We start from the raw sequence: 14,438 nt of genomic DNA on the forward strand, positions 1-14,438 counted from the left end.
CAGCCGCGCGATTCTATAACGTGTTCTACATGACTGGACAGGAGTACGACGTCGTCGTGGTGGGCAGTGGCGCTGCCGGCATGGTTGCCGCCCTCACGGCCGCCCACCAGGGTCTGTCAACAGTAGTCCTCGAGAAGGCCCCGCACTATGGCGGTTCCACTGCGCGGTCAGGTGGCGGAGTGTGGATCCCGAACAACGAGATCCTCGAGCGCGACGGGGTCCGCGACACCGCGGAGGCGGCCCGCACCTATCTGCACTCGATCATCGGCGACGTCGTGCCGGCGGAGAAGATCGACACGTATCTGGACCGTGGTCCGGAGATGCTGTCGTTCGTGCTGAAGCACTCGCCGCTCAAGCTCTGCTGGGTGCCGAACTACTCCGACTACTACCCCGAGAGCCCGGGCGGCAAGGCGACGGGCCGGTCGGTGGAGCCCAAGCCGTTCAACGCCAACAAGCTCGGCCCCGACCTGCCCGGCCTGGAGCCGCCGTACGGCAAGGTTCCGATGAACATGGTCGTGCTGCAGCAGGATTACGTCCGGCTAAACCAGCTCAAGCGGCACCCCCGCGGAGTGCTGCGCAGCTTGAAGGTCGGCGTGCGCGCGACGTGGGGCAAGGTCACCGGCAAGAACCTGGTCGGCATGGGCCGCGCGCTGATCGCCCCGCTGCGCATCGGGCTCCAGAAGGCCGGCGTCCCGGTGCTGCTGAACACCGCGCTGACGGACCTCTATGTCGAGGACGGAGTGGTCCGCGGCGTTTACGTACGCGACACCACCGAGCCCGAATCCGCTGAACCGCGGTTGATCCGCGTCCGCCGCGGGGTGATCCTGGGCAGCGGCGGGTTCGAGCACAACGAGCAGATGCGGGTGAAGTACCAGCGTGCGCCGATCACCACCGAGTGGACTGTCGGCGCGAAGGCCAACACCGGCGACGGCATCTTGGCCGCCGAGAAGCTCGGTGCCGCTCTGGACGTCATGGAGGACGCCTGGTGGGGCCCGACGGTGCCGCTGGTCGACGCGCCATGGTTCGCTCTGTCCGAGCGAAACTCGCCCGGATCGATCATCGTCAACATGTCGGGCAAGCGGTTCATGAACGAGTCGATGCCCTACGTCGAGGCCTGCCACCACATGTACGGCGGCCGGCACGGGCAGGGCCCGGGGCCGGGCGAGAACATCCCGGCCTGGCTGGTGTTCGACCAGCGCTACCGCGATCGCTACATCTTCGCCGGTCTGCAGCCCGGGCAGCGCATCCCGAAGAAGTGGCTGGAGTCGGGCGTGATCGTCTCCGCCCCGACCCTCGACGAGCTGGCGGCGAAGACCGGCCTGCCTGCGGGCGCCTTCAAGGAGACCGTCGAGCGGTTCAACGGCTTCGCCCGCTCAGGAGTCGACGAGGACTTCCACCGCGGTGAGAGCGCCTACGACCGCTACTACGGCGACCCCACCAACAAGCCGAACCCCAACCTCGGCGAGATCGACCACGGGCCGTTCTATGCGGCCAAGATGGTCCCCGGCGACCTGGGCACCAAGGGTGGCGTCGTCACCGACGTGCACGGCCGCGCGCTGCGCGACGACGGTTCGATCATCGAGGGTCTCTACGCGGCGGGCAACGTCAGCGCCCCGGTGATGGGCCACACCTACCCCGGTCCCGGCGGCACCATCGGCCCGGCGATGACGTTCGGATATCTCGCGGCCCTTCACGTTGCCGGCAAGGAGTGAACTGTGCCCATCAACCTCGATGAAGCCATCGGTGCCGAGCTCCCCGCCGTCGATTTCTCCTGGACCAGCAACGATGTCCAGCTCTATCACCTCGGCCTGGGCGCCGGCGGCGACCCGATGGACAAGCGCGAGCTGCGCTATCTGGTGGACGGCGCCCCGCAGGTGCTGCCGACCTTCGGCAACGTCGCGCAGAGCTTCCACATGACCGAGCCGCCCGCGGTGAAGTTCCCCGGTATCGACATCGAGCTCAGCAAGGTGCTGCACGCCAGTGAGGCCGTCACGGTGCCCGGCCCCATCCCGGCGACGGGGTCCGGGACCGCGGTCACCCGGTTCACCGAGATCTGGGACAAGGGCAAGGCCGCGGTGATCTGGTCGGAGACGACCGTGACGAACCCTGAGGGTGCGCTGCTGTGGACGCAGAAGCGGTCCATCTTCGCCCGCGGTGAGGGTGGCTTCGGCGGAGACCGTGGCCCGTCGACGTCATCGAGCACGCCGGACCGGGCGCCGGATCTGGAGTTGTCTGTTCCGACGTCACCGTCGCAGGCGCTGCTGTACCGGATGTGCGGGGACCGCAATCCGCTTCACTCCGACCCGGATTTTGCTGCCGCAGCAGGTTTTCCGCGTCCGATCCTGCACGGGCTGTGTACCTACGGGATGACCTGCAAGGCGCTGGTGGACAACCTGCTCGACGGCGACGTCACCGGGCTCAAGTCCTACGGCGCACGGATGGCGGGCGTGGTGTTCCCCGGTGAGACGCTGCGGGTGAGTGTGTGGAAGGGCGACGAGGGATTCAGCGCCGTCGTGACCGCCCCGGAGCGCGACAACGCCGTCGCGCTGTCCGGAGTCGAGTTCGTCCCCGCCTGACGGCTATGCGCAGAGCTCGGCGATCCGCTCGGCGGAGGCCTGGGCGTCGTTGAGGCGGCTGGTCTGGGCCGCATCCTGACTGGATGCACCGGCGAGCTGACCCATTCCGATGTACTCGAGGTTGTTCGCGAACGCGCGCACCTCATCGGCAAGCTCGGCCGGTACCGTGTCGTCGAGTCGGGAGAGCAGGAACTGGCCGCCGCCGAGGGTGGCAAGTCTGGCGTTGGCGGCCACCGCCTGGGTGGCCACCGGGTCGGTGCCGAGGTTGGCGTTGGTCTGCAGCGACACCGCGTTGCGCACCAGTTCGAACGCGCCGCAGACCTGGGTCTCGGCCTCCGCGGAGGGCTCGGCGCTGACCGACGAACCGCCCGACGAGGGCGACCGCACCAGCCCCCACACCGCGAGCGCTACAGCGATCACGGCGAGGACGAGCGCGGCCGGGGCGATCCAGCTGGGTTTGGTGTCAGACATCACGCGATCATAGCCCCGCCGATGCTCGCGATCGAAACCCGGTCCTCCACAAGGAAATTGGCTACTGAAAACCAATGACCGGGTACGGGCGCCCGGTTCGGCGCCCGTACCCGGTCAGTCAGTTGCTGCGACCGTGACTAGTCGGAGTCGCTGTCGGAGTCGCTGTCGCTTTCGTCCGCACTGTTGTCCGTCGCGGTGCCGTCGGCCCCGTCGTCGCCTCGCTTGCCGAGCACGCCGCCCGTACCGCCTGCGCCGCCGCTGCCCGCTGTGGCGCCGTCGGGCTCGACGGAGAGTCCGTCACCGCCGTCACCGCCGTCGCCGCCGTCACCACCGAAGAAGCCGCCACCGCCGCCGGCACCGCCGTCACCGCCGGTGCCCTCGTCGTAGCCGTCGGCCAGGCCGCCGTCGCCGCCGTCGCCGCCGTCGCCGAGTGAGGCGGACGACCCGCCGTCACCGCCCGCACCGCCGGTCCCATCGCCGTACTCGGTGGTGGAGTCGCCACCGTCACCGCCGTCGCCGCTCTGGCCGACCTGCGAGTCGCCACCGGCACCGCCGTCGCCACCGACGCCGTCGGCGTCCTCCCAGGCGTCGCCGAATCCGCCCTCGCCGCCGTTGCCGCCGACTCCGCCGTAGAACTCAGCGGCACCGCCGTCGCCACCGTCGCCGCCGAACGCGGTCTCACCGTCTGCGTAGGCCTCGCCCTCGCCGCCGGCACCACCGTTACCGCCGACACCGATACCGGCGCCACCGCCGCCACCGCCGTTACCACCGACAGCGGATCCGTTCTCCGAGTAGGCGTAGCCGCCACTGCCTCCGAGGCCACCGTTGCCGAGCCAGCCGCTACCGTGCCCTCCGGTGCCGCCGTCGCCGCCGAATGCGTTGTTCTGGTTCGACTCGTCGACGTCTTCGGTCTCCGGATCGTCGGCCACGTCGAGTTCGTTGATGTCCTCGCCGCCGTTGCCGCCGTTGCCGCCCGAGCCGAACAGTGAGCCGTCGCCCCCGTTGCCGCCGTCGCCCGCAAAGGACACCCGCACGCCGTCCTCGTACACCGCGTCCGCGCCGTCAGCGCCGTTGCCACCCGACCCGAACCAGGCGCCGGCGTCGCCGCCGTCGCCGCCGTTGGCACCGTCGCCACCGTCTCCGCCGAAGATGCCGCCGTTGCCGCCGTTGCAGGCATCACCTGTGCAATCCGCGGCGGCGTCGAGGCCGTTGCCGATCAGCCAGCCACCATCGCCGATCATCGGCCGGAACGTCGACGCCTCGGTGGTGGCGGCGGCCCGGTCACCGATCGTCATGCCCCAGAGAACGAACTCCTCTTCGTCGTTGACCAACTGCACCTGGGTGGTACGCGGTTGTTCGGGGGATTCGGTCGCGGTGAGCATCAGCGTCCCGAGTCCCGCCATTGCCGCGCTGGTGACACCAGCGGTCACCCCAGCACTCAGGTAGGTGCGGATCTTGGCCGAACGCGATGTCTTCCGGGAATGTCGAGCCACTGGTGAACCCCCAAATATGTCGTTGCCGAGTAGCGCGCAACTACCCGGGCTGATGGCAATCAGCAGTGAAAAATTTAGGGCCTCTACCGACGCGATGTCATCCATTTGGAAAAACGTGTACGAAACGTCGGCGAAAATCTCTGCAAACACCGCGGTGCCAGTGCCGCGTCACCGAAACGTCGGTAACCGCATCGTGAGTGGCCCCGAGCGCATATCCAGCGAATAGTCGCGCGCAGTGACCGAGTTGGCAATGTGAGATCCGATCGAATCGCAGACTCCGCTGTTTTCGACGAATCTGCACTTCAATGCGCCCTCGTCGATTCCACCGCTATCCGTGCCGTCAGCGCCGCTCCGGCCGGACGACCCACCGCCCGCCTGCACCGATTTGATAATTTGCTCGCCGGGGGAACACCTCGCTGCGCTCTACGACACCAGGAGGCATCACGTGAAGATCAAGCCGGCGTTCGTCGCCACGGCCGCTGCCGCTGCAGCCGCCATCGGCGTCGCGGCCGCACCGTCGGCTTCGGCCGAGAACATCGAGATCCAGAGTCTGGGTGAGCCGGGCGAACTCGTCGACGGCGACGTCATCCAGCACTGGACCGTCACCGGCCTCAAGCCCAGCACAGATGCGATCCCGTATCAGCCGGCAGGCACGTTGTGGGAGGCCACGGCCACCGACGAGGCGGTTTCCGGGTCGGCGATCCCGATCGTGTCCAACTTCAACGCCCGGGCCGAGAACGGCGACACCTACCGCGTGCTGTTCGGTGTCGCCACCCCACAGGGCGTCAACCCGGCGACGCTCGCACCGAGCGAGAAGACAACGGGGAAGGTCTACTTCGACGTCACCGGGGAGAGGCCCGACAGCGTCGTGTACAACGCAGGCGGCCGGGATCTGTTGGTGTGGGTGGAACCCCCACCGGCCCCGGCGTCCGGATCCACTGGAACTACCGGATCCTCGATGCCGGCCCAGACCTACACCGCCCCCTCGGAGTCCTCGGACACCGCCGAGACGACGACTCCGGCCACACCGGCCCCGGAGGCCGGCGCCGCGGAGCAGACACCGGCGCCCACGGCCACGCCGGTGCCGACTGGAAGCGCGGGAACGCCACTGCCCGAAGGGAGTTCTGGCACACCGCTGCCCGAGGGCAGCTCAGGAACGCCGCTCCCCGAGGGCGCCGCACCGGCCCCGGAAGCGGATCCGGCTCCGGCGCCCGCGGCGGTCGCGCCGGAAGGCAGCTCGGGCACACCGCTGCCGGAAGGCAGCGGGGGCACCCCGGCACCCGCGGGCGCGGCACCCACCACGACCGTCGTGGTCCCGGCGCCGCCGGCCTGACGATCCGACACACTGGCCTCCGCCCCTGCCTCGGCCGGCAGGCGCGGAGGTCAGGAGTGGGACGCCCACCAGGTGTACAGCTGCACCATGTTCGGACCCTGCGGACCGGACTGCACCTCGCTCACCATCAGGTTCGCATCGGTGCTCCACGCAACGGTGGGCTTGCTCTGCTCGAACCCGCAGACCAAGATGCCTGCCACCTTGTCCGGTGTCGCATTGCGCCGCCACGGACCCGGCGACTGGATGTTGCCCGGACAGTTCACCACCGACAGCCCACCGACCACGCCATCGAACATCGCCTGCAGTGATTCCTCGTCCCCGGCCAGGGTGTAGGTGGCGCTGAGAGGCCCACCGGGGTTGGTGTTCTGACTGCAACGGACCTGGGCGAGAGCACCTTTCGGCGGGACAACGCCTTCACACGCGGCCGCGGGATAACCGCGCGGCAGCATGCCCATCAGCCGGGCCTCGGCCTCCTCCAGCGATTCGGACTCCGGCTCGGCGGTGGTCGTGATGTCGGATCCCGACGCGCCCGACTCGTCCGCCGACGGCCAGAACAGCCATGCGATGGCGCCGAGACCAACGACTGCGGCCGTCGCCGCGGCGATCAGTACGACGGGTCTGCGATCCCGATGCACCGGCCGCGGATTCACCGACAGCGGCTGGTCGAAACGACGGTCCCGCGGGGCCGCAGTCTGTTCCCGTGCGCTCTCGAGGTGCAGCGGCCCGGTGTCGTCATCGTCGGGTCCTGGCTCGTGGGAGCTCATCTGGCCAAGGGTAGTGCGCGCCGCAGCGCGGACGTGGCAGGCTCACCCCAAAATGAGCCCGGACGTCGGAACGCCCGTTCCCGCGGTGACCAGCACGTGCTCCACATCGGGCACCGGGTTCACCGACGTCCCACGCAGTTGGCGCACCCCTTCGGCGATGCCGTTCATGCCGTGGATGTAGGCCTCACCCAACTGGCCGCCGTGAGTGTTGATCGGCAGCCTGCCGCCGATCTCGATGGCTCCGTCGGCGATGAAGTCCTTGGCCTCCCCCGGCCCACAGAAACCGAGTTCCTCGAGCTGGATCAGCGTGAACGGGGTGAAGTGGTCGTAGAGGATCGCGGTCTGAATGTCTGCCGGTGTCAGCCCGGACTGCGCCCAGAGCTGTCTACCCACCAGACCCATCTCGGGCAGCCCCAACTCCGGCCGGTAATAGCTGACCATCGAGTACTGGTCCGGGCTGGCTCCCTGGGACGCGGCCTCGATAACGGCGGGCCGATGTTTGAGGTCCTTGGCCCGCTCGGGCGTCGTGACGACCAGGGCGACACCGCCGTCGGTCTCCTGGCAGCAGTCCAGCAGCCGGAGCGGCTCGGCGATCCACCGTGAGTTCTGGTGATCCTCGATCGTGATCGGCTTGCCGTAGAAGTAGGCCTTCGGGTTGTTGGCCGCGTGCTTGCGGTCGGCCACCGATACCGCACCGAAGTCCTTGCTCGTCGCCCCGGACAGGTGCATATAGCGCTGCGCGATCATCGCGACCTGCGCTGCGGGCGTGGACAACCCGTGCGGATAGGAGAACGAATTGTCGACACCGGTGGAGTCCGCGTTCTCCACCAGCCGCATCTGCACCTGGCCGAAGCGCATCCCCGAACGCTCGTTGAAGGCGCGGTATGCCACAACACATTCCGCCACCCCGGTCGCCACCGCGATCGCGGCCTGCTGGATGGTCGCGCAGGCTGCGCCGCCGCCGTGGTGGATCTTGGAGAAGAACTTCAACTCCCCGATCCCGGTGGCCCGCGCAACGGCGACCTCGGTGTTGGAATCCATGGTGAAGGTGACCATGCCGTCGACGTCGGCTGGGCTCAGGCCCGCATCGTCGAGTGCGTCGAGCACCGCCTCGGCGGCAAGCCGCAGTTCGCTTCGGCCGGAGTTCTTCGAGAAGTCGGTGGCGCCGATACCGACGATCGCCGCCTTGCCGGACAAACTGTCGGTCATGCGGCACCCCCGAGGACGAGTGTGGCGGTGGCGATCACGTGGTCGCCGAGGCTGTTGCTGCCGGTCACCTTCAGCGTGACGAGGTCACCGTCGACGGCGGTCACCTCACCGGTGAACGTCACGGTGTCGTAGGCGTACCACGGCACCCCGAGTCGCAGACCGATCGACTTGACGATGGCTGTCGGGCCTGCCCAGTCGGTGATGAAGCGCTGCACCAGACCGGTGTCGGTCAGGATGTTGACGAAGATGTCCTTGGACCCCTTGGCCTGCGCCTTGTCCCGGTCGTGATGCACGTCCTGGTAGTCGCGCGTCGCGATCGCCGTCGACACGATGAACGTCGGGTCACCGTAGAGCTTGAGCTCGGGAAGCTTGGTCCCGACCTCGGCCACCGGGGCGCTCATTTCGCAGGCTCCCAGGCATAGAGCGTCCACGCGGGACCCGAATCACCTTCGGGGAAGTCGATGTATGTTGCGCGAACCGGCATTCCGATCTCCACTTCTGCCGGGTCGGCGTTGCGTAGCTCGCCGAGCATCCGAACTCCCTCTTCGAGTTCGACGAGCGCGATGACAAACGGCAACGTGCGGCCCGGGACCTTCGGGGCGTGATGCACGACGAAGCTGAACACCGTGCCGTTCCCACTGGCCACGACGTAGTCGGTCGGCGCTTCTTTATCGGCCCACAGAGCCGGCACCGGCGGGTGTTGCAGGGTGCCGTCGCCGCGCTTCTGGATCCGCAGTTCGTGTGCGCCCACACCGTCCCAGAAGAACTTGGTGTCCTTCGACGACGCGGGCCGCATCATCGAGGCCGCGTCGAGATCCTCGGGCACTGCCGAGGCGGGCGCATCTTGATCTGCCGGCCGGAACTTCATGATCCGCCACATCATCTCGGCCACTGGATTGTCTTCGTCATCGCCACAGTGCCAGGTGATCTTCTGCGTGATGAAGAAGCCCTCGCCCAGCGCGGTGCGCTTGGGACCGATGACGTCGGTCAGCTCGGCGGCGACGCTGACCTCCTCACCCGGACGCAGGTACCTGTGGTAGGTCTGCTCACAGTTGGTGGCGACCACACCGACATAGCCTGCGTCGTCGAACAATTCGAGGATCCTGCCCAGCGGGTCGTCGTCGGGGCGGACACCGCCGAGCCCCATCATCGTCCACACCTGGATCATCGCCGGCGGCGCGACGACACCGGGATGACCGGCTGCCTTGGCCGCCTCGTCGTCGACGTAGATCGGGTTCTTGTCGCCCATCGCGTCGAGCCAGTGCTCGACCATCGGCTGGTTGACCGGGTGCCGACCGGTGCGCGGCTTGCTCTTACCTTCGGCCTTCACCCGCTCGGCGGCGGCCTTGATGTCCTCGACTGCGCCCATTACCGCTGCCGTCTCCTCTTCGCGCAAGCGCTCATCGGTGCCGTCTCCTCTTCGCGCAAGCGCTCATCGGGGAACCCTCGGGACCTTCAGCCCTGCCGCAGCGATCATCTCGCGCATCACCTCGTTGACACCGCCGCCGAATGTGATCACCAGGTTGCGCTTGGTGATCGTGTCCAGCCAGGCGAGCAGCTCACCGGTATCCGGGTCCGCCGGGTTGCCGTACTTGCCGACGATCTCCTCCGCCAGCCGGCCGACATCCTGGATGCGTTCGGTCGAGAAGACTTTGGTGGCTGCGGCATCGGCGACCGCGATGGTCTCACCGGAGGCCGCCACCTGCCAGTTGAGCAGCTCGTTGACCCTCCAGATGGCCTTGATCTGCCCCAGCAGCCGCGCCACGTCGGCGTGCTCGATCGGGGTCACACCGTCCGAGCCCGGCTTGGAGGCCCACTCACGCACCCGGTCGTAGATGCCCGCGACACGCCCTGCCGGGCCGAGCCCGACCCGCTCGTGGTTGAGCTGGGTGGTGATGAGCTTCCAGCCGCCGTTCTCCTCACCGACGAGCATGTCGGCGGGAACCCGGACATCCTGGTAGTACGACGCGTTGGTGTGATGGGCACCGTCGGACAGGATGATGGGGGTCCACGAGAACCCGGGGTCCTTGGTGTCGACGATCAGGATCGAGATGCCCTTGTGCTTTGCGGCTTCGGGGTCGGTGCGGCAGGCGAGCCAGATGTAGTCGGCGTCGTGGGCGCCAGTGGTCCACATCTTCTGACCGTTGACGATGTATTCGTCGCCATGACGCACGGCAGTGGTGCGCAGCGACGCGAGGTCTGTTCCCGCGTCGGGTTCGGAATAACCGATGGCGAAATGGATGTCACCGGACAAGATCCCGGGCAGGAACTTCTTCTTCTGCACGTCGGTGCCGTACACCTGCAGCGTCGGGCCCACCGTCTGCAACGTGACCAGCGGCAACGGGACGTCTGCCCGGTTGGCCTCGTTGACGAAGATCTGCTGCTCGATCGGGCCGAAGCCCAGTCCCCCGAACTCCTTGGGCCAGCCGACACCGAGTTTCCCGTCGGAGCCCATCCGCTTGATCACCGCACGGTAGGCCTCGTTGTGTCGGTTGGACTCCATCGCCTCGGCCTCCTCGGCCGTGATGAGGGTCGAGAAGTACTGCCGCAGTTCAGCTTGCAGCTGCCGTTGCTCGGGCGTCAGTTCGATGTACATTTACGCTCCCACCAGGTCGAGGCGGTGTGAGGGCCCACCCAGGAATCGGGTGAGATCCTTGATCGAGGAGTAGAAGCGGTCCATCGGGTAGGTGATGTCCATACCCATTCCGCCGTGCAGGTGATGACAGATCCGCATCGCGGGCGCCGCTTCCGAGGCCAGCCAGTACCCGAGAACGGCCAGGTCGTCCTCGGCAGCCGGATCGTCTGCCCGCCCTTCGGAGAGCAGCCACACCACCGAGGTGGCCAGCAACGAGATGGTCCGCGAGGCGATGTAGACCTCGGAGAGCTGGGCGGCCACGGTCTGGAACGTCGACAACGGCCGGCCGAACTGCTCGCGGGTGGCGACGTAGTCGGCGGTCAGCCGCAACGCTCCGGCCACCAACCCGGCGGCGAAGGCGCCGACCGCGGCCAACACCAGGTGGTTCACCCGGCGCGGTGTGGCGCCGTCGAGCACGTCGTCCCCGGAGACCGCGACATCGGCGAAGGACACCACGAATTCGTCGGAGCCGTTGGAGGTCGGGGTCTTGGTGACCGTCAGCCCGTCGGCCTTGCCCGGCACCAGCACGACACCGCCATCGGTGCTGACGATGATCCAATCCGCTTGTCCGGCATAGCCGACGGCGACCTTGGTGCCGTTGAGCTTGTTTCCGGCCAGCGACACCGCGGGCCGATCAGGCAACGACGCGCCGGGTTCGTTGAGCGCGAACGCGAGCACCGAACCCTTCGCCACCCCCGCAAGATAACGGTCCTGCTGGGCATCGGACGCCAGATCGAGCAGCACGGCCGTCGCGCCGAGGGTGGCCAGTGCCGGGCTGACGGTGCCGTGCCGACCGATCTCTGTCAGGGCCGTCCCGATCTCCGCGAGGCCGAGACCGTCGCCACCGAGACGTTCGGGTGCCGCGAGAGCAGTTACGCCGCCGGCGACGAGAGCATCCCAGCTGTTGTCGCGGGACAGCACCGACGTCACCACATCAGCGACAGCCTGTTGTCCTTCATCGGGACTGAAATCCACCCGAATCCTCCTTGATCCTGGATGAGTCGACTGCGTCAGTGCGAGACGGGGCAGCCGGTGCCGGTGTAGTCCACCTGCCAGTGCTTGATGCCGTTGAGCCACCCCGACTTCAGCCGTTCGGGCTCGCCGATCGGCTTGAGATCCGGCATGTTGTCGGCGACGGCGTTGAAGATCAGATTGATGGTCATCTTCGCGAGATTGGCGCCGATGCAGTAGTGCGCACCGGTGCCGCCGAAGCCGACATGAGGATTCGGGTTGCGCAGGATGTCGAACGACTCCGGGTCTTCGAACACCTCGTCGTCGAAGTTGGCCGAACGGTAGGACATCACGACCCGCTCGCCCTTCTTGATCTTCACCCCGTTCAGCTCGGTGTCCTCGAGTGCGGTGCGCTGGAAGGCCGAGACCGGAGTGGCCCAGCGCACGATCTCGTCGGCAGCGGTCTCCGGCCGTTCCTTCTTGTACAGCTCCCACTGGTCGGGATGCTGGGAGAAGGCGATCATGCCGTGGGTGATCGAGTTGCGGGTGGTCTCGTTGCCGGCAACCGCGAGCATCACGACGAAGAAGCCGAACTCGTCGTCGGAGAGCTTCTCGCCCTCGATGTCGGCCTCGATCAGCGTGGTGACGATGTCGTCGGTGGGGTTCTTGGCCCGCTCCTCGGCCATCTTCATCGCGTAGGTGATGAGCTCGAACGACGACATAGCCGGATCCACGTCGGCGTACTCCGGATCCTCGCCGGCGGTCATCTCGTTGGACCAGCGGAACAGCTTGTCCCGATCCTCCTGCGGCACCCCGAGCAGCCCGGCGATGGCCTGCAGCGGCAGCTCGCAGGACACCTGCTCGACGAAGTCGCCGGAGCCCTCGGCCGCGGCGGTCTCGGCGATCTTCTGGGCGCGGTTCCTCAGCTCCTCCTCGAGCCGCCCGACTGCCCGCGGGGTGAAACCACGGGAGATGATCTTGCGCAGCCGGGTGTGCTGCGGGGCGTCCATGTTCAGCAGGACGGCCTTCTGCAGATCGATGGCGTCGCGGGTCATGCCCTGCGGCCACGTCGGGATGGCGCCGTCCGGCGAGCTGCCGAAGATGTCGTTGCGCTTGGACACCTCTTTGACGTCGGCGTGCTTGGTCACCAGCCAGTAGCCTTTGTCCCCGAAGCCACCGGTGCCCTGTGGCACGTCGACCCAGTGGATCGGCTCGGACTCGCGCAGCGCGGCGAGTTCAGAGACGGGGAGACGCTCGAGATTCAGGGTCGCGTCGAGGAAATCGAAGTCTGGCGAGATCGGACATGAGTTCGGGCCGGGCATAGGAAAGCTCTCCTCAATTGCAACGTGTTCTAGTGCCAGTAAAACATGCCTCCACCGCAGATCAAAGGTGTGGCTGCATCGCAGCTTGTCAGGCTTATGAAACGTGTTCTAGCCTGACGGAATGGGTAACCCTGTCATCGTCGAAGCCACCCGCAGCCCCATCGGCAAGCGAAAGGGTTGGCTCTCGGGCCTACATGCCACCGAGTTGCTCGGGGCCACACAACGGGCGCTCGTCGAGAAGTCGGGCATCGATCCCGGCCTCGTCGAACAGGTCATCGGTGGTTGCGTCACACAGTACGGCGAGCAGTCCAACAACATCACCCGAGTGAGCTGGCTGGTCGGCGGGCTCCCGGACCACGTCGGCGCGATGACGGTCGACTGCCAGTGCGGCAGCGGTCAGCAGGCCAACGGGTTGATCGCCGGCCTGATCGCCGCCGGTGCCATCGACGTCGGCATCGCCTGCGGCATCGAGGCGATGAGCCGGGTGGGCCTGGGCGCCAACGCGGGGCCGGATCGAAGCATCATCCGCCCGGAATCGTGGGACATCGACCTGCCGGACCAGTTCACCGCCGCCGAGCGGATCGCCAAGCGTCGGGGCATCACCCGCGAGGACATCGACCAGTTCGGCTTCGACTCCCAGCGCAAGGCCAAGCAGGCGTGGGCCGAAGGCCGGTTCGACCGGGAGATCAGCCCCATCGAAGCGCCGGTTCTCGACGAGAACAAGCAGCCAACCTCGGAGCGCGCCTTCGTCACACGCGACCAGGGGCTGCGCGACACCACCCTGGAAGGGCTGGCGTCCCTGAACCCCGTGATGGAAGGCGCCATTCACACAGCGGGCACCTCGTCGCAGATCTCTGACGGTGCGGCCGCGGTGCTGTGGATGGACGAGTCCGTGGCACGCGCGCAAGGCTTCGTTCCCCGGGCGCGCATCGTCAGCCAAGCGCTCGTCGGCGCCGAGCCCTACTACCACCTCGACGGGCCCGTCCAGTCGACCGCGAAGGTGCTGGAGAAGGCCGGGATGAAGATCGGCGACATCGACATCACCGAGATCAACGAGGCCTTCGCATCGGTTGTGCTGTCGTGGGCCAGGGTGCACGAGCCCGACATGGACACCGTCAACGTCAACGGCGGCGCCATCGCGCTGGGACACCCCGTCGGCAGCACCGGCAGCCGGCTCATCACCACCGCGCTGCACGAATTGGAGCGCACCGACAAGACCACGGCGCTGATCACGATGTGCGCCGGCGGTGCGTTGTCCACCGGCACCATCATCGAGCGGATCTAGTGGAGGCCCCACCGGTTCCGGCAGCCGACCGCATCGCCGCGGCCCAGGCCTACATCAGCGCGCTGGCCAGCCATGACGCCGACGCGGTGCCGTTCGCGCCCGGTTGCACCCGCGTCGAGGTCGGCCTCAAGACCGGATTCTCGGGGAATCACCTGCGCCGCAGCCTCAACCGGGGCCTTCAGTACCGCGTGATCCAGTCGGTCACCGACCCGGAGTTCACCGTCGATGGCGACACGGTCCGGGCCCGGTTCGACCTGTCGACCAAGCCGACACTGGCCGGGCGTCGCGTCGGGGCTCACATCGACGAGACGTTCCTGATCCCGGCCGACGACCCCGCCGGTGAGGCGCGGATCCACCACATCCGGGCCAACATCCGCCCGTTTCTGACCCGATAGGATC

14 protein-coding genes are annotated in these 14,438 nt (G+C 67.5%); 5 read left to right on the forward strand and 9 right to left on the reverse strand.

The genetic code is table 11. The features are described from left to right. Positions 1 to 29: 29 nt before the first annotated feature. Together kstD and chsH3 are read left to right on the forward strand one after the other, a co-directional pair. On the forward strand, positions 30 to 1,712 hold the full coding sequence (kstD, locus tag G6N53_RS28950; RefSeq protein ID WP_163895042.1) for a 3-oxosteroid 1-dehydrogenase: 1,683 nt from the start codon (positions 30 to 32) through the stop codon (positions 1,710 to 1,712). Positions 1,713 to 1,715: 3 nt separating this feature from the next. Beyond that, positions 1,716 to 2,576, forward strand: coding sequence for an enoyl-CoA hydratase ChsH3 (gene chsH3, locus G6N53_RS28955; protein WP_163895044.1), 861 nt, complete (start codon positions 1,716 to 1,718; stop codon positions 2,574 to 2,576). 3 nt (positions 2,577 to 2,579) lie between these two features. Here the strand turns inward: chsH3 and G6N53_RS28960 are convergent, their stop codons facing one another. Beyond that, entirely contained in the window at positions 2,580 to 3,047 is a 468-nt protein-coding gene (locus tag G6N53_RS28960) for a hypothetical protein (RefSeq protein ID WP_163895046.1), read from the reverse strand. Positions 3,048 to 3,184: 137 nt separating this feature from the next. Then, the gene (locus G6N53_RS30490; protein ID WP_264064632.1) at positions 3,185 to 4,477 is read right to left on the reverse strand and encodes a hypothetical protein; all 1,293 of its coding nucleotides are present in this window, start codon (positions 4,475 to 4,477) and stop codon (positions 3,185 to 3,187) included. A 508-nt stretch (positions 4,478 to 4,985) separates the two neighbouring features. Between G6N53_RS30490 and G6N53_RS28970 the strand changes: the two genes are divergently transcribed. After that, the gene (locus G6N53_RS28970) at positions 4,986 to 5,873 is read left to right on the forward strand and encodes an MPT63 family protein (RefSeq protein ID WP_163895050.1); all 888 of its coding nucleotides are present in this window, start codon (positions 4,986 to 4,988) and stop codon (positions 5,871 to 5,873) included. A 50-nt stretch (positions 5,874 to 5,923) separates the two neighbouring features. Here G6N53_RS28970 and G6N53_RS28975 read toward each other — a convergent pair whose 3' ends face one another. The 7 genes from G6N53_RS28975 to G6N53_RS29005 all read right to left on the reverse strand — a co-directional run bounded on the left by G6N53_RS28975 (position 5,924) and on the right by G6N53_RS29005 (position 12,754). Further along, a complete protein-coding gene (locus G6N53_RS28975) occupies positions 5,924 to 6,637 on the reverse strand; it encodes a hypothetical protein (RefSeq protein ID WP_163895053.1) in 714 nt (237 codons plus the stop codon). Positions 6,638 to 6,679: 42 nt separating this feature from the next. Beyond that, the gene (gene ltp2 / locus G6N53_RS28980; protein ID WP_163895054.1) at positions 6,680 to 7,846 is read right to left on the reverse strand and encodes a 17-hydroxy-3-oxo-4-pregnene-20-carboxyl-CoA lyase; all 1,167 of its coding nucleotides are present in this window, start codon (positions 7,844 to 7,846) and stop codon (positions 6,680 to 6,682) included. Continuing rightward, complete coding sequence (locus G6N53_RS28985; RefSeq protein WP_163895057.1) at positions 7,843 to 8,247, reverse strand: MaoC family dehydratase; 405 nt, start codon at positions 8,245 to 8,247, stop codon at positions 7,843 to 7,845. The genes ltp2 and G6N53_RS28985 overlap by 4 nt, the downstream gene beginning before the upstream one ends. Next, positions 8,244 to 9,215, reverse strand: a complete 972-nt coding sequence (locus G6N53_RS28990; protein WP_163895059.1) for a bifunctional MaoC family dehydratase N-terminal/OB-fold nucleic acid binding domain-containing protein — start codon at positions 9,213 to 9,215, stop codon at positions 8,244 to 8,246. Before G6N53_RS28990 ends, G6N53_RS28985 begins: the two co-directional genes overlap by 4 nt. A gap of 63 nt (positions 9,216 to 9,278) precedes the next feature. Continuing rightward, positions 9,279 to 10,442 carry an acyl-CoA dehydrogenase FadE29 gene (gene fadE29 / locus G6N53_RS28995; RefSeq protein ID WP_163895061.1) on the reverse strand — a complete coding sequence of 388 codons (1,164 nt, stop codon included), beginning with the start codon at positions 10,440 to 10,442 and terminating at the stop codon, positions 9,279 to 9,281. Then, positions 10,443 to 11,456, reverse strand: a complete 1,014-nt coding sequence (locus G6N53_RS29000; protein WP_163895062.1) for an acyl-CoA dehydrogenase family protein — start codon at positions 11,454 to 11,456, stop codon at positions 10,443 to 10,445. Positions 11,457 to 11,491: 35 nt separating this feature from the next. Then, a complete protein-coding gene (locus G6N53_RS29005; protein WP_163895064.1) occupies positions 11,492 to 12,754 on the reverse strand; it encodes a cytochrome P450 in 1,263 nt (420 codons plus the stop codon). A 121-nt stretch (positions 12,755 to 12,875) separates the two neighbouring features. Between G6N53_RS29005 and G6N53_RS29010 the strand changes: the two genes are divergently transcribed. Further along, the gene (locus G6N53_RS29010) at positions 12,876 to 14,039 is read left to right on the forward strand and encodes a steroid 3-ketoacyl-CoA thiolase (RefSeq protein WP_163895065.1); all 1,164 of its coding nucleotides are present in this window, start codon (positions 12,876 to 12,878) and stop codon (positions 14,037 to 14,039) included. Continuing rightward, positions 14,039 to 14,434 (forward strand): DUF8021 domain-containing protein, encoded by a 396-nt coding sequence (locus tag G6N53_RS29015; protein WP_163895067.1) that lies wholly within the window; start codon positions 14,039 to 14,041, stop codon positions 14,432 to 14,434. The genes G6N53_RS29010 and G6N53_RS29015 overlap by 1 nt, the downstream gene beginning before the upstream one ends. The last annotated feature ends 4 nt before the right edge of the window (positions 14,435 to 14,438 follow it).

Origin of the sequence: Mycolicibacterium hippocampi, assembly GCF_010723735.1 — a bacterium.
Taxonomy (GTDB): domain Bacteria; phylum Actinomycetota; class Actinomycetes; order Mycobacteriales; family Mycobacteriaceae; genus Mycobacterium; species Mycobacterium hippocampi.

Coding starts and splice junctions, on each gene's coding strand:
- G6N53_RS28985 (WP_163895057.1), bottom strand. CDS start 8,247: ATGAGCGCCCCGGTGGCCGAGGTCGGGACCAAGCTTCCCGAGCTCAAG.
- G6N53_RS29010 (WP_163895065.1), top strand. CDS start 12,876: ATGGGTAACCCTGTCATCGTCGAAGCCACCCGCAGCCCCATCGGCAAG.
- G6N53_RS28990 (WP_163895059.1), bottom strand. CDS start 9,215: ATGGGCGCAGTCGAGGACATCAAGGCCGCCGCCGAGCGGGTGAAGGCC.
- ltp2 (WP_163895054.1), bottom strand. CDS start 7,846: ATGACCGACAGTTTGTCCGGCAAGGCGGCGATCGTCGGTATCGGCGCC.
- G6N53_RS28960 (WP_163895046.1), bottom strand. CDS start 3,047: ATGTCTGACACCAAACCCAGCTGGATCGCCCCGGCCGCGCTCGTCCTC.
- G6N53_RS29005 (WP_163895064.1), bottom strand. CDS start 12,754: ATGCCCGGCCCGAACTCATGTCCGATCTCGCCAGACTTCGATTTCCTC.
- G6N53_RS28975 (WP_163895053.1), bottom strand. CDS start 6,637: ATGAGCTCCCACGAGCCAGGACCCGACGATGACGACACCGGGCCGCTG.
- fadE29 (WP_163895061.1), bottom strand. CDS start 10,442: ATGTACATCGAACTGACGCCCGAGCAACGGCAGCTGCAAGCTGAACTG.
- kstD (WP_163895042.1), top strand. CDS start 30: ATGACTGGACAGGAGTACGACGTCGTCGTGGTGGGCAGTGGCGCTGCC.